Below are 14,898 nucleotides of genomic sequence, written 5' to 3'. Positions count from 1 at the left end.
TTTGTAGTTATTTCAAATATAAAGGGAGGAGAATTTGAAAAATATACTAATTTTAGAACCTTGGATTTAAAGTAATTATAAAAAATGAGTATAAAATGCAAAAATTATAAGTGTTACAAACTTTGACCAAAAAGTTACACTTATAAATGCTTACACTACACTCAAATTTTTGAAATGTTTTTATTATGTTGTCATAATAATTATATAGTAAAAACTAATAAAAGTAAAATAATCTCTTTGAGAAAAATGAGTGTTTAGGAGCATTTTATACCTTTAAAATTTCTTGGAGGTGAAGAGTGGAGAGTATTCCTAAAATTATTGAAACTTTTGATGGGACTAGTTTTTTAACAAAGATTTCAATAATTATAATTTTAATGATTATGATGCCAATAATTAGACTAGTGAAAAAAAATAAAATACTAATTCTATAACTCTAGAGAGGATGACACATCTTCTCTTTTTTTTCTTTTTTATTCCAACTCTTATATCTTCACTAATTTTTACAATAATTGTAATTAAAAAAATATAAAAATAAAAATACTTAATCTTTATAAACTTAATAAAATCAATATATTTTAAACTTATCATAAAAATAATTAAAAAAAATTATTGACTTAATTCAAGCCTTGAATTATAATTAAATCAACCTCACAAAGAGGAGGTGAATAATTGGAACAAAAGAAAAAAAGAACTCGAAAAAAAGAAGTGATTAAAGAAATTAGGGATATAAAAATAATGTTTTCAGAAACTAGTAATGGTTATGTAAACGCTAGAGTTAGTCTTCCTTTGAGTTGGTTGAAAGATATGAAAGTAACTCAAGATGACAGAGAGACAGAAATGACTTATAGTCCTAGAACTAAGAAAATCACTATTAGAAAAAAAGGTTCGGAAGTAAAAGAAGATAAGGAAGATTAGTCTTTATCGAAAAAAGGAATAAAAAAAGGCTACTATCTGAAAATAGTAACCTTTTGGATTAGCTTTACTTTATGTTTAAAAACAAAAATAAAACTCGACCCTGACAAGTTGAGTTTAACATATTTTTGTTTCAAAAACAATAGGTATTTAAAAGCTAATCCTTCCCTTTTTGCTAGAACTAGCAAGAGGAGAGGACTTTGGAAAAAGAATACTTAGAAAGCACAACCAAAATTCGTAAGAGTAAAAAAGATTTTGCAACAATAGACACCGAGACACTAGAGATAATAACACCTACGTTGAGGGAAGAAATAGAAAAGAATAGTTATTCAATAATTACTATTAATTCATATAAAGATAACTTGTACAGAGTAAAACTTAATGTTCATAATTCAAATATAAACAAAGAGCCTTACAAGGATTTAAAAAGTTATATAAAAGCAAAAAGGGGAATAATGGAAAGGGTGCAAGTAGTAGATTTTAAAAATAAAAGACTGGATTTATGTATTGATAGTATGAGAGAGTTTGAGAAAAGTAAAAAACTTTCAAATATTATTGTAGGGCTTTTAGGTTTAGAGCTTAACGAAAAGGAAGTAATACAGACTAAAAATCTTTATGATTTGAAAACTAGAAGTTATATGATTAAAAATAGAGATATTGATGTTTGTATATATGATAAAAAGGCACTAGAAGAAGATTACCCATATAATACCCGCATAGAACTGAAAGTAAAAAGGATCCCTAAAGGAGTAAATGAACTTGAGATAATAAAAGCTATTGAATTAAAATTAAAAAATAGCTTAAATCACTTTCAAGAACTGGAAAATCTCTATATAAAATTAATTTGCGATAGAATAGACAAGGCTCAAAAGGACAATAAATACTCTAATTTTAAAGCTTTTGTACACTATAACAGCGACTTGTTTTTAACTAAAAGGATTTTTGATGAAGTTTATTTTTATGTTGGAATAAAGCAAAGATGTAATAAGTGGCTAGAAAATTACAGAAAAGAAAGTTCTTTAGAGTTTGAGAGTAAGGCAAGCTTAACCACGCAACACAAGGTTGTCTCTAAAGCTGTTATAGTTTTCAGAGGTAATTTGAAAGATTGGGATAAGATAAATCAGGCTAGAAAAAAATAAAAACTCTACAACAAAAAAATGATATTTTCCCCTAGTAACAGGGGGGAAAAACATTAAAAAAAGTTGTAAAAATATTTCTTATAAACCTAGATAAAACAAGGGATAGAAGTATAATCTTTATGTTTTTCCATGTCCATTGAAAGAGATAGGGGGAATATCAATTTTAAAACCTTTGTAAATTATAATGGAGACTTATTTTTAACTAAAAGGATTTTTGATGGTGTATTTTGTTTTGTAGGGTTGAAAGAGCTTAATAATTGGTTGAGAAAATATAGAAAAGAAAGTTCTTTAGAGTTTGAAAGTAAAGAAAGCCTAACCAAGCAACATAAAGTAATATCTAAAGCTGTTTTAAATTTTAGAGGCAATTTGAAAGATTGGGATAAGATAAATCAGGCTAGAAAAAAATAAAAACTTTACAACAAAAAAAGGGCTTTTTAGGGGTATATACCCCCTAAAAATGGCAAAAAAAGTTGTAAAGATATTTCTTATAAATCTATATAAACAAAGGGTTTAAGTGGTGTTTGTTGTATTTTTTCATGTCCATTGAAAGAGATGCAGAGAAACATAAAAGCATGAATATTTTAAAAAGCTTGAATTTACGCTTTTTGAAAGCTATAGACAAACGATCTAAAAATAAAAAGAATAGCTATATTGGGAAAAGGTGCTTTTTAGGTAGTACCTTTTTTTATTCCTAAAAATTAAATTAGGAGAGTGTAGCAATGACATATAAGCAATTAAATAGATTGATAGAACTTGTAGGAAACAAAAGCCTTGAGGAATTAACTAATGAAGAAATAGAAAGCGTTAAAAGGGCTATTAATGGCTAAAAACCATATAAAGATACAAACTAATATAGAAATAATAGCCAAGGACTATATGAAAATTGCGAGGGTTGAAACTCTAGCTGAACTTAAGAATACAATATATTGGGAATATTATCAAAAAGAATTAATTAGGTTAACAAATATAAAAAAAGCTTTAGAACTTTCTAAAAAATGAAATGGGGGAAGTAAATGAATTTTGTATCTAAAGAAGAGTGTGTAAATAAATTTGTAATGGATATATTAGATGATTTCAGAATGCACAGAGCTTTAAAAGATGATATTGCAGAAAAAGAAGGGGAAATAATAGACTTAATTTTTAAAATTCAAGAATATGAAGAAACAGAAAAAATTGGTGATATTCTTGAATCAGAATTTGTAAAATATAGAGACCTCATAAAATTAAAATACATTGAATATGGAAGAGTAATCGAACGTAGAATATGGGAGGGGTCAAAAGATGGAATCTAAGAACATAATTATTGATTTTATGGAAGTTTTAAGAGGGAGTTTGATGCTAAAGGATGAAGTTTATTGTAAAGAAGAAATGTTCTACAATCAATTAACTAAACTTGAAGAACTTATTCCAGATGAGTTTAAAGAAGAGATTGGAGAGTTAAGAAGCCTATATATTGAGTTAGAAAAAGAAATTAAAACAACATATATGGATTATGGTTATTGTTTGTGTGAATCCAAAGAAATACAAAAATAAAAGGGAGAGTGTAAAATCATGATGTATTTGGTATTAGAAGAGCTACCGTTAAAATTTGAGGCAATCTATAAAAAGTTTTACGAAAAGGATAATTCATATCTAAGAGGTGGAGCAACAGAAAGTTTTACAGAGTATGACCAATTAACAATCTACAAAAGAAAAGATGATATTTGTTTTTGTTTACAACTTGGAGACAATCACATCCATATCATGTATCCATATTATTCAAAGTTTGGATTTTGTCCAGAGTATGAAGACAGAGTATATAAGAAAGTTCTTTTAAAAGATTGGGAGAAAGCATATAAAATAATGCAAGACTTTGAAAAAAATAAAATACAATATGATCCATATTATAAAGATGACTATGACGAAGAAAAAGAAGAAAGAAAAAGAAAAAAAGACTTAAAAAAAGCTTTGAAGGAAGTTGAAAACTTTTTAAAAGAAAAAAATATAAAATATCAATTTGAAAAAGGGGAAGGGTTCCTATTTGATAAAGATAAGTTTGTATTAAATAAAAAAACTAATATAGAGGTTAATTTTTATGGAGATATATTTATAATTGTGAATGAAGAACGAAAACAGATAGATATTGATGAGATATATACGCTAGAAGAATATTTAAAATAAAAGTGAAGCCCTTAAAAGCCTTTAAACCAGTTTCGGATATGAAAAGTATATTTAGATATGATATAATCTCCAAAACTAAAAAATAGCTAAATAAAGGGGGATTGAATATGAATAAAAAAACACTTAAAATTAAAGAAGAACAGCTTTTAACATTTAAAAGTGATTCAGAATATTTTGATAAATGTAAAAAAGGGTTGAAGTCAGAAACATTGAGAAATTTTGATTTGAATGATGATAGATTTAAAACTCTATTTTGTTGGAAGAAATGGGAAGAGAAGGATCAATTGTTTTTACAATTCATAAACAGAGGAAACCCTGAAGATAAATATATAGCTGAGGTTGTGGATATAGAATGGTACAAGACCTTATGTAAAATCAAATTTAAGCATATTTGTAACCAAATAGAAGTAATCTAAAGAATAAAGAGATAGGATAGTCTAGGCTATCCTATTTTTCTTAAGTAAATAAAAAATATAAAAAATGTCCTGTGTATCATATAGACTACTCCCTAGATAGGGCATATAATCTTAACACTTTTCTAACTGTTTTATTAGGTTTTTCTTGCTAATCTTTACAACTAAATGTATTGTTTTAATAAACGATTCTTAATAATACAAACAACGAAATAAAAACTTAGGAGCTGATTTTAATGATTAGATATTATGTTAGAGTATCAACCGTAGAACAAAAACTAGACAGGCAATTATTAGCCTATAAAGATGCTGATATTATATATAGCGATAATATCTCTGGTAAAAATAAAGAGCGACCTCAATTGAAAGCTATGTTAGAAGATTTAAAAGAAAATGATACTGTAGTAGTTAAATCTTTAGATAGATTGAGTCGTAGTACTATAGACTTACTCGAGATAACTCAAGAAATAGAAAATAAAGGTGCCACATTAAAAGTAATAGATAAAGATATTGATACGAGTACTGCCATTGGAAAATTTTTTCTGACTATTATAGGAGCTGTAGCAGAATTAGAAAGAGAAAATATACTTCAAAGAGTTAAAGAAGGCGTAACTATTGCTAAAGAGCAAGGAAAATATACCGGAAGAAAGAAAGGCAGTATTGAACTAAAAGGTGAGCCATTAGAGCGATTTAAAATGTTTTACAACAAGGGATTTAATAAAAGCGAACTATCAAGAGAATTTGGAGTTCCAAGAGCAACCATATATCGTTGGGAGAAAGTTTTGAAAGAAAGAGGAGAGATATAAAAATATTATCAAATTTTTAAACAGGGGAGATACTAATGTACAAAATATTATTAAAAAAATCTAATTTAATCAATTTATTTTACTTATTACTTTTTATTTTGTTATTTAACTTTAGTTTTTTATTAACTGATCTTATAGCAAATAAAGTTGTTGACTGGAAAGGCATTTTTTATTCACCAATCTCAAATGAGAACTGGTTATTATTTTGGGGAAGTTTTTCAGCCAGTATAGCTACTGTATTGCTTTTAATTCATTATAAAGAACAGCTTTCATTTGATAAAAATAAATATTATTACGATTTGGAACTTTCTGCAATAAAAAAAGAAAAAGAAATCGTTTTAAAGTTACTATCTGCATATGATACTTCAATTTTAGCAGATTTTATTCAAATTTCTCAAAGTATTTCTTCTAAACTTGAAGCATTAAATATGTTAATGAATAGAGATAAAGAAAAAACTACGCAATTAAATTTAAAAAGATTAGAACTTGAATTTCTTACCTCTCTTAAAGTCAGTGATAGTTCTTTAAAATTTGATAATTTTGATAAAGAAAAAATTGAAAACTTGAAAAAATCATCTTATGATAAGATTTGTGTTTTACATGATTTTTTTTTACTTTTAAAAAAAGATAGTTACGATAGAGCTAAAAAATATATTCTTGAAAATAGATCTTTAGAAGAAATACATACAGAAAAAAATATTAATTTTTTTATATTTTTAAATGGACGTAAAGAATATTTCGATAAATGTTTTAATAAACTTTTCACACAAGATGAAAAAATTGAAAACTTATTTTATAAAGATTCTATTTGTTCCAAAAGTCTCTTTAATGATGTTGAAAAAGATGAGATTATTAATTTTTTTAAAAATTATTATAAAAATTTTAACATAGAAGATTTTGATAAAATTAATTTTGAGTTTTTATTTTCCAGTTCTTTTTTCGTTCCAATATTTATTTCATTTTTTGAAGAAACGACACATTCTTTGACTTTATATTATCAGGAAAATGAAAAAGACCTTCTAAAAAATACTTTTTCCTATAAATTTTAGAACATTGTAGAAAATATACCCCCGATTTTAAGAAATGGAACAATCCTAACTTTTTATAAAAAAAATTTAAAAATACAGAAAAAGTATTGAAACTAATTAGATTTAAGAAGTTTAAAATATATTATCAAATAATCTCGAAAAATTAAAGTAGTCTGAAAAATATAATAAAAAACGTACAGGTCAAAAATCAAAGTAAAAATATCTATACAAAAAAGTATGGAAATGCTAATATTGAAAAAAGGTTTTAAGATAGTAGAGTAGCTAAATATTTAAAAGTGTTTGAAAGGAGCGTTTTTTATACTTCTACACCCCCAAGCACACTAATGTATACTTATTTCTACATAATTATTTACAATTTTAGTATTCTTTATTTTTCATGTGGACACCTGCAAAGTATCACTATTTAATACTTTAACACCTTTTTTTCTTAAGTTCTAGAGTTACTTTAGGTTACTTTTCCAGAAGCTTTCTCTAACGAAAACATATTTATAATTTATTTAATATCAACCTAGATTTTAACTCTCAAAAAGTTAAGCTCTAGGTTTTAATATTTTTTGTACCTTAAACTTTATATACCACAAAAGTGCAATAGCAAAAGGAGAAAAATGACTAAAATTCAAGATTTAGAAAACAAATTACGAGACCTATATATTCTTAAAAATGATAAAACCAAAAGTGCTATTTTTGACATTCTTGACAAAAATATTGACGATATTCAAAAAGAGATAAATATTTTAAAATCTAAGAAAAATAGCTCAACCAAAAATGAACTTAGAATTAAATTATCTATTTTGATTGATAAAAGAAAAAATACTGAATGTTTAGCAACTTACACCTCTCTAAACAAAGAAATTAGAGAGATTAGATTTGAACTTAAAGAACTAGAAGGAGATATTAAATATCTCTCAATTACACAAATTAACGCCCTTATTAAAGCCATTCAGAAACACAGCAATTTTATATTAAGAGATAAGCTCCTAGTACTCTTAGGATTTGAACTTGGATTACGTGCTAGTGAGATTTTAAATTTAAAAATGTCCGATATTTACCTAGATTCTGATGAAATTCTTTGCAGAAGATTAAAAGGCAGCACTCAAAGCAAAATAGAGGTTAGTTCCGATACCATGAAATTACTTAAAATCTATATTTCAGAAGAAAAACCTACTGATCTATTATTTTCTAACTCCAAAGGAACTCAACTGACTTTACAAGGACTTAACTCTATTGTTAAAAGATATTGTGAATTTGCAAAGATTCCTAAAGATAAAGCTCACTACCATATACTTAAACATTCTAGAGGAAAATGGCTAGCTGAAAATGGCTTTTCTATTCAAGCTATCCAATTTTTATTGGGACATAAAAGCATTAAAAATACTATGGTTTATGCAAGGTTTTCTAGCTCTCAAAAACTAGATATTTACAATCAATTAAGAAATACACCTAACCATATTAAACTTTAATGTTTTGTGATATTAAATTACATTAAAAAATATTTTCTGTTTAAAAAAAATACATTAATTTCTTTGTAAAGACGAAAGTAGACGAACCTTTTTCAACTTATTTTTCGGGATTTTCAGACAATTTTTGACGTATATTTTTATAAAGTAGAAACTAGCTAAAAAGACTCAAATTCAAAGACTCAAAAAGACTCAATTTGTTTGAATATGTACGGATAATGAAATAACAAAAAAGGTACTGTGAAAAGGGGGTATACCGCTTGAGAGTCAGAATGAGCCTCAACAAAAATTTGATGTTATTTTTATTTTCCCCTTCCTTCCATTTGCCAGACAATTAGATATTTGACCATCTGAAAATATATTAAAACAGGTACGAAAAATACCTGTTTTATCTATTGACAACTTTCACAATTTTATATTTTTTAAAGCTATATCTTCCCTATTTATCTAGCTTTATATATTTAAAATTCCATATTTCAAAAAAGCCTTTATTATATCATATGATTTTTGCAATATATGAAAAAAAGTGAACTAAAGTGAACCTACAGTTTCTAAAAAATATTGGAGATGATAACCATGGAAAAAGAAGATTTTAAAAACTTGGAAAAGATATTAACCGAATGGGAGATTGACCTAGAAAAAGAAACTAAAGAACTCAATGAACAAATAAATGATTTTAGTAAGATTTCATATTCTTAAACCTCGTAAAAATTAAACTTTCACCAAATTTTATTTGCTTAGATATTAATTATATTCTGTTAACAAAAATGTAAATATTTATATGTGTTTTGTTGGATTTTTAGAGCCCTCATTAAGTTAAATACTTCAAAAATTCCTAAAGTGAATTGTTTTTTTATTTTATTTATTTTATTGTAGTTTTATAACGCTAGACCCCCCGTCTATTGTTAATATACCCGCTGAGTCTCCTAAATTCTGGAGACTCTTTTTTATTTATTTTTTCTACTCGCAAGAGTTCTAATCACACGATCTAAAAAAACTAGTTTTCCAATTTCTGCAAAGCAAAATTGAGAAACGGCTAATCGTGAACTTTTCAGTTTTTTTCTTTTAGTAAAAAATATATAAATGCACTCTTGGAGTTCCTTAAGTTGAAAGGTTATAATATTAATTATTTTAAATTCTTATACTTGGTGGTGCTCTCTATGGATGTTTTACAAAATTTTTCTTTTAGTTCATATTCTTGCGATATATCCTATTTTTTAAATCAACTTAGCCAAAAAAGACCTGATGATTATTTTGAATTAAATTCAAGAAATACATACTGTCTTTTTAACGTCCTAATTGAAGAACTTAATAAAAAAGAAAATATTTTTTTTACTGGAAAACAAATAAAAGCTAAACATTTTGATTTTAAAAATGGAATATTTGTTTTTGCTGGCGTTATTCATGAAAATGATTCTGAAACTATTAACCTAATTAAAAATACCATGAGAAACAAGACCTTTAACCAGTTTATCAAAAATATTAAAATTGTTCAGGCAACTATGAAAAATCAAACTGAAGTGAATGTTATTCGTCAATTTGAATTTATGGGTTTTGTTTCCCATTTCTTTGAATATTACGACATATTCGGGAATTTTAATTTTGAATTTGTTGTTTGTAAAAGAAAAATTCTTTACCAAAAAGATATTTTTATTAAAAGGCTGCCAAATGGAATTTTAGCTATTGCTCAAGTCCAAGAACCTGCCAAAATATCAATCCCTATTGCTAAAGACGAAAAAAGTCTAAATAGAAAAATCAAAAAAGGAGCCCTTAAAAATTTACAGGTAGGAAATACCTTTTGGGCTGTTAGCAGTATTGCTTTAGCGGTTCTCGGAGTTGCAGGAACAGTTGCAATTGGTGGAACAGCAACTGTTGCCGTAACCCTCTTATTTGGTGCTAATACTATTGCAGCTAATACATATAGCATCTATCTTGACTACAACGATAGAGATAGTGAAATGGACTTGAATACTCTTTCCAACAACCCTTTGAAATTTTCAATAGGGGAATTATTTGCCAATTGGTTTTCTGAAAGAGATAGAAAACTTGGACATATTATTTACCATGGAACTGAAATATTCCTGGGGTCTAAAGGTCTTAAAGAGTTAGCTAAAGGATTTAAAGTCAAAAGTTTATTAAAAAATAAAAAGATTTTTTTTAATCATCCAATACTAGGAAAAATTCAAGGTATGGAAAAAGTTTTAATCCTAGAAAAACTTTTATTTGAAGGCTATCAATTTGCTGATGGAATAAATGGACTTAACTCAAATGGGAAAGACTTCAAAGAATCAATCAAAGAGTATAATCCTAATAACTTTAAAACAACAATTAAAATAAATTAAAGGTGGAATTTATGAAAAAAATAGATCTAAAAAAATGGCTTTTTAATTATTTGTTCTATGGATATTTTTTATCATTGTTAATTTTAAATTTTTACAGCTATATTTCTTATGATGAATTTAGTTTTTCTTTTAAAATTTTAAAAGGAAATTTTATTATAGCTTTAATAATAATGCCTTTAAGTATGGGATTTAAAAACTTATTTTTTGAATATAAAGACATTTGGAAAAATAGCAAGGTTAGTAAAAAAATATTTATTGTTTTAGGTTTAATTTTTGTTATTTACGGAGTTTACTATCGTGCCAAAATAAGCGGTAGCTTTTAGTCTCAATCTTTTTTAACTCTTATTTCACATTTTGATTTGATGTTTAAAATCACGTTACACGCTCTAAAATCAAGTTTAAAGCTATCTTAAAAACATTTGAGACCAATTCACCAACAAAGTATCACAACCATCTTAAAATTAATTTAAAAAGGTTTTGAAGTTATTTACAGAATGAATGATTTTAAATTTATTTATATTGATTTTATATATTTGTCCTAAAACGGATTGATTATTTTCTAGTTAGGTTTTATTATCTATTTAACTAGAACCCCCCCGGGTTTGTTAGTGTTTCTTAACGTATTTAGTTCTATGGCAAGGGTATCCAATTTACTGGGTGCCCTTGTTTATTTACTTTGGATATTTTTAAAGAAACCCTTTCTTAGACACTGTATTTCTTGACTTAATATACAAAATTGATATATACTTACAAACAGCATTAAGAAAACTTCAAGTTTACTTAATTTGGGGAGAGTAGGGACACTCTCCCTTTTTAATTTTTTGTGAATTTAAAATATTTGTGAATTATTGTTTCTAAATTATATCTTGTCATGCACTTGTGGCGTTCTTATATACACTTAAAACCTTCTCAACTCATCTTTGCGTTAAAATACTCATGTCGTGGTGTGTGGTGGCTTTAAAATCAATTTTAAAAGATTTTAGCTTTCTTTAACCTTTTGGATTATTTCAGGAGGTTTTTTTATTTATAAAGTTTTGTGGTTTGTTTAATTTAAATTTATATTTTTCAAAAATTTAAGGGGTACAAAATGTGAATGAATTAAGTTTCGTTTTTACTGTTTTTGAGTTAATTCAAAAAATCTTCCCCTAGAATCTTTATTTATCTTTCTTTCTTTAAAAGATTTAGACTTCTTCTAGCCTTTGATTTTATTGGCTTAGATTAGGCAAACTTACCCCTAAACGTGAACTATCATACCCCCAGATGTGAGTTTCGGCTATTAAAATTATTTGAAAAGGTTTTAAAGTTTGCTTAATTTTGAGAGAGTGTTCCTACTCTCCCTTTTTGATTTTTGTTAGTTTAAAATATTTTTGAGTTGTTGTTAAATTACATCTCAATATATGTTTATAACGCTCTCATTTACACTTTAAACCTTTCGAAATTGATTTTGCGACAAAATACTTGGGTGTTGGTATACAGTGGCTTTAAAATCGATTTTAAGAGCTTCCAATATTTTTTATCCTCTTAGATTCTTTCAGGAGGTTTTTTTTATTTACAAAACTTTGTAGTATATTAAATCTAAGTTTGATTTTATATTTTTCAAAATTTAAAGGGTACAAAATGTAAAGTGATTAAGTCTTGGTTTTGGTGTTTTTAGATTAATTCAAAAAATTCTCCCCTAGAATCTTTATTTATCTTTCTTTCTTTAAAAGATTTAGACCTCTTCTAGCCTTTGATTTTATTGGCTTGGATTGGGTTTGCAGGGTAGTAAATGTCAATAGTTGGGGTAGTAAATGTCAATAGTTGGGGTAGTAAATGTCAATAGTTGGGGTAGTAAATGTCAATAATGGGGTAGTAAATGTCAATAGCTTAGGGTAGTAGTATTATTGATGTTCCCCTAATTGTGTGGTAATATAATTTTATTGGGGCTATTTCGAGACGGAAGGGGTAGTAAATGTCAAATAAAGTGGTTAAGTATAATAATCAAATGAATGAGGTAAATCTTAATGGTTATACAGAAAAAGAGTTAAATATGTTTTTTACAATTATTTTCATAGCAAGAGAGAAGCATACTAATTTATTAGAAATATCTTTTTCAAATTTAAAAGAACTATCGAATGGGGATACACATAGTCAGAGATTTATTAATACTTTAGAAAATGTAAATAGGAAATTAATTAGGATGGCTCACGAGATACAAATAGGAAATGACAAGCACATTTTTAGCCTTTTTAATGTATTTACAACAAATACTCAAACGCAAATTTTAACGGTAAGAATCAATGAAATTTTTGCATATATGCTTAATGATTTAATAGGTAATTTCACAAAGTTTGATTTGTTGGAATTTGTAAGCTTAAAAAGTTCATATAGTAAAAATATGTTTAAATTGCTTAAGCAGTGGGAAAGTAAAAAGAAAAAGAATTTAAGATTGAGGAATTTAGGGAAATACTTTCAATTCCTGTAAAATATAGAGTTTCAGAAATTAATAAATATGTATTAAAGCCAATATTAGAAGAGTTACCTTTATATTTTCCTAATCTTGAGTTAAAAAAGATAAAGCTTAAAAATAAAATTATAAGTTTAAAATTTACTTGGGAAAGTAAAAAACATCAAATAAAAGAGGCTGAAAAAATAGATATTATAATTTCGGATCAATTAAATAAAATAATAGAAAAAGCTAAAAAGAATAGATTTATAAATAAATTACTAACAACTGATAATATAGAGATTTTAACCAGTGCTTTTGATGAAAAAGACCTTATAAAAGGGCTTGTATGGGCTTATAAAGAAATTAAGCAAGAGGTAACAACTCTTAACTACTTGATTAAGACCATAAGAACAGGAGCAGAAAGAGCAGAGAAAAAAATAATTGTAAAAGAACCAATTCCTGAAGTAGAAAAACAAGAAAATATATCAAAGAAAAACATTATTGAAAATCAACTAAATCTAGCAAAACAAAAAGATGATAGTTTAGATCATATTGAGAAAGCAAAAATATCTAAAGAAAAGTATGAAGAATTGTATAAAGATTACCTTGAGAAATATGATGGGCAACATTCACTACATACAAGAAAAGTATTTGATATGATTAGCCAAGATAAATATGAAGTTGTAGAAAAAATTAATAAATATACTGAAAGTGATATAGATGAAAATCTTTTAGTATCAAAACAAGGTAAAAAATTAGTGGGAATGGCGAGAAAGTACAAAATAGATAAAATACTTCAAGAAATGAATAGTTGAAAAAAAGGTTTTAACATGATAATATAGAATATATCGTTAAGTACACTTAGTGAACTTTGTGTAGATATAATAGAGGTTGCGAAGCCTACCAAAATCGTTTTAATAGAGGTTGCGAAGCCTACCAAAATCGTTTTAATAGAGGTTGCGAAGCCTACCAAAATCGTTTTAATAAATAAAAACCAAAAGAAGGATTACATCCTTCTTTTTTTCATACAAGGGGGTTGTAAAAAGTGAAATGGTGCACCATAGATAAAGAATTTATAAATTATTTGAAAGGGTTTGAACCTAAAATACCAGATGTAAATTATGGAGTAACAAAATTAAAACCATTCTTTAATCCTCTATTTAAAGTTGGAAATTTGGTATATGTATCTCAAGTTACTAGCCCAAAACCTAGACATTCATTGTTAAAAGATGATATAGATTTTATAAAATTATTTGTGGGGACTAATTTAATAGGGGTAGTTAATCTTAATTATATGTTTCCTGTTCCTTCACATTTAATAACTGAAATAGAATATTCTAATATTGATATGTTTAAACAATTTCAGTCTGAAAAAGAAAAAAATTCATATATAGTTTTATTAAAAAGAGAAATGAAAGAAATAAAAAATAAAAATATTGATAGGGCAGCAGAAAATTTATATCAAAGAAAATGCACTTTTCCTAATGATAGAGTTTCAAAAAGATGTCTAGAGTTCAAAGAGTTAGAAAAATATAGTATAAATTATGAAATATAAATTGATTGTAATCACAGTCTAATAGATTTTACTATTGTAGTGGAATATGCTAGAATAACCTCTTTATACATAAAATTGGGGGTACTTAGTGAAAAAGTTAGTATTGTTAGGAGCAGTAGGATTATTATTACAAGGGTGTTCAGCAGTTATGGCATTAAATGGAGAGAAAGAGCCTAAATTTGAATTAATAAAAAAAGGACAAAACAGGGCAATTATTGAATCTCAACCATTAAAGCCAGTTACGACGGATGTTTTACCTAATGGGAATATTGTTTCAACATATCAATATACAATGGGAAATGAGCCAAGTGTTGGAAGAGCTGTTGTCTATGTTCTGTTGGATTGTATAAGTTGTTTTATATCGGAGTTAATAACAATGCCAGTGGAGTTATCTAAAAAAGGGGAAATAAGATTTATAAGAATAGAATATACAAGAGATGGAGAAATTGTAAAGATAGGATAATTATCAATATAATAATTTTGTTGTTAATTTTATTTTTTCTTGAGACATTATAAAAGCTGATTAATTTCAGCTTTTTTTATTACTTAGGAAATTTCGGTATTTTAGTAAATTTTGTATTAGACTCTTTTTTTTGATTCAACTAACCATGGCTTATATGATACAATTAAATAAGGT

Annotated in this window: 19 protein-coding genes and 1 pseudogene; all 20 read left to right on the top strand. The window is 26.4% G+C overall.

Annotated elements, in window-relative coordinates:
• The first annotated feature begins 296 nt into the window (after nt 1-296).
• Entirely contained in the window at nt 297-431 is a 135-nt protein-coding gene (locus tag H3N56_RS13420) for a hypothetical protein (RefSeq protein WP_255492190.1), read from the top strand.
• 238 nt (nt 432-669) lie between these two features.
• Complete coding sequence (locus H3N56_RS10290; protein WP_185881137.1) at nt 670-915, top strand: hypothetical protein; 246 nt, start codon at nt 670-672, stop codon at nt 913-915.
• A 197-nt stretch (nt 916-1,112) separates the two neighbouring features.
• The gene (locus H3N56_RS10285) at nt 1,113-2,051 is read left to right on the top strand and encodes a hypothetical protein (RefSeq protein WP_185881136.1); all 939 of its coding nucleotides are present in this window, start codon (nt 1,113-1,115) and stop codon (nt 2,049-2,051) included.
• Between the two features lie 261 nt (nt 2,052-2,312).
• Nucleotides 2,313-2,459, top strand: a complete 147-nt coding sequence (locus tag H3N56_RS10280; RefSeq protein WP_185881135.1) for a hypothetical protein — start codon at nt 2,313-2,315, stop codon at nt 2,457-2,459.
• A 411-nt stretch (nt 2,460-2,870) separates the two neighbouring features.
• Nucleotides 2,871-3,050, top strand: coding sequence for a hypothetical protein (locus tag H3N56_RS10275; protein ID WP_185881134.1), 180 nt, complete (start codon nt 2,871-2,873; stop codon nt 3,048-3,050).
• Nucleotides 3,051-3,064: 14 nt separating this feature from the next.
• Nucleotides 3,065-3,343 carry a hypothetical protein gene (locus H3N56_RS10270; RefSeq protein ID WP_185881133.1) on the top strand — a complete coding sequence of 93 codons (279 nt, stop codon included), beginning with the start codon at nt 3,065-3,067 and terminating at the stop codon, nt 3,341-3,343.
• Complete coding sequence (locus H3N56_RS10265) at nt 3,333-3,584, top strand: hypothetical protein (protein WP_185881132.1); 252 nt, start codon at nt 3,333-3,335, stop codon at nt 3,582-3,584. The genes H3N56_RS10270 and H3N56_RS10265 overlap by 11 nt, the downstream gene beginning before the upstream one ends.
• Before the next feature lie 18 nt (nt 3,585-3,602).
• Complete coding sequence (locus H3N56_RS10260) at nt 3,603-4,211, top strand: hypothetical protein (RefSeq protein ID WP_185881131.1); 609 nt, start codon at nt 3,603-3,605, stop codon at nt 4,209-4,211.
• A 107-nt stretch (nt 4,212-4,318) separates the two neighbouring features.
• Nucleotides 4,319-4,627: a hypothetical protein gene (locus tag H3N56_RS10255; RefSeq protein WP_185881130.1), complete on the top strand. Its 309-nt coding sequence runs from the start codon at nt 4,319-4,321 to the stop codon at nt 4,625-4,627.
• Between the two features lie 233 nt (nt 4,628-4,860).
• Nucleotides 4,861-5,430: a recombinase family protein gene (locus tag H3N56_RS10250; protein WP_185881129.1), complete on the top strand. Its 570-nt coding sequence runs from the start codon at nt 4,861-4,863 to the stop codon at nt 5,428-5,430.
• Between the two features lie 35 nt (nt 5,431-5,465).
• Nucleotides 5,466-6,479, top strand: coding sequence for a hypothetical protein (locus H3N56_RS10245; RefSeq protein ID WP_185881128.1), 1,014 nt, complete (start codon nt 5,466-5,468; stop codon nt 6,477-6,479).
• 605 nt (nt 6,480-7,084) lie between these two features.
• The gene (locus tag H3N56_RS10240) at nt 7,085-7,939 is read left to right on the top strand and encodes a tyrosine-type recombinase/integrase (protein WP_185881127.1); all 855 of its coding nucleotides are present in this window, start codon (nt 7,085-7,087) and stop codon (nt 7,937-7,939) included.
• A gap of 573 nt (nt 7,940-8,512) precedes the next feature.
• Nucleotides 8,513-8,635: a hypothetical protein gene (locus H3N56_RS13415; protein WP_255492189.1), complete on the top strand. Its 123-nt coding sequence runs from the start codon at nt 8,513-8,515 to the stop codon at nt 8,633-8,635.
• Between the two features lie 461 nt (nt 8,636-9,096).
• Nucleotides 9,097-10,278, top strand: coding sequence for a hypothetical protein (locus tag H3N56_RS10235; protein ID WP_185881126.1), 1,182 nt, complete (start codon nt 9,097-9,099; stop codon nt 10,276-10,278).
• 11 nt (nt 10,279-10,289) lie between these two features.
• The gene (locus tag H3N56_RS10230) at nt 10,290-10,601 is read left to right on the top strand and encodes a hypothetical protein (protein ID WP_185881125.1); all 312 of its coding nucleotides are present in this window, start codon (nt 10,290-10,292) and stop codon (nt 10,599-10,601) included.
• A 1,628-nt stretch (nt 10,602-12,229) separates the two neighbouring features.
• Nucleotides 12,230-12,742: a replication initiation protein gene (locus H3N56_RS10225; protein ID WP_185881124.1), complete on the top strand. Its 513-nt coding sequence runs from the start codon at nt 12,230-12,232 to the stop codon at nt 12,740-12,742.
• A pseudogene (locus tag H3N56_RS13535) lies at nt 12,706-12,813 on the top strand (hypothetical protein); the annotation flags it as partial. The gene H3N56_RS10225 and the pseudogene H3N56_RS13535, both read left to right, overlap by 37 nt.
• A 285-nt stretch (nt 12,814-13,098) precedes the next feature.
• The gene (locus tag H3N56_RS10220) at nt 13,099-13,521 is read left to right on the top strand and encodes a hypothetical protein (protein WP_185881123.1); all 423 of its coding nucleotides are present in this window, start codon (nt 13,099-13,101) and stop codon (nt 13,519-13,521) included.
• A gap of 230 nt (nt 13,522-13,751) precedes the next feature.
• A complete protein-coding gene (locus H3N56_RS10215; protein ID WP_185881122.1) occupies nt 13,752-14,261 on the top strand; it encodes a type III toxin-antitoxin system ToxN/AbiQ family toxin in 510 nt (169 codons plus the stop codon).
• Nucleotides 14,262-14,349: 88 nt separating this feature from the next.
• The gene (locus H3N56_RS10210; protein ID WP_185881121.1) at nt 14,350-14,724 is read left to right on the top strand and encodes a hypothetical protein; all 375 of its coding nucleotides are present in this window, start codon (nt 14,350-14,352) and stop codon (nt 14,722-14,724) included.
• The last annotated feature ends 174 nt before the right edge of the window (nt 14,725-14,898 follow it).

This window comes from Cetobacterium sp. 2A, assembly GCF_014250685.1.
In the GTDB taxonomy this organism is placed as follows: domain Bacteria; phylum Fusobacteriota; class Fusobacteriia; order Fusobacteriales; family Fusobacteriaceae; genus Cetobacterium.
This window is presented reverse-complemented; position numbering and strand designations above follow the sequence as displayed.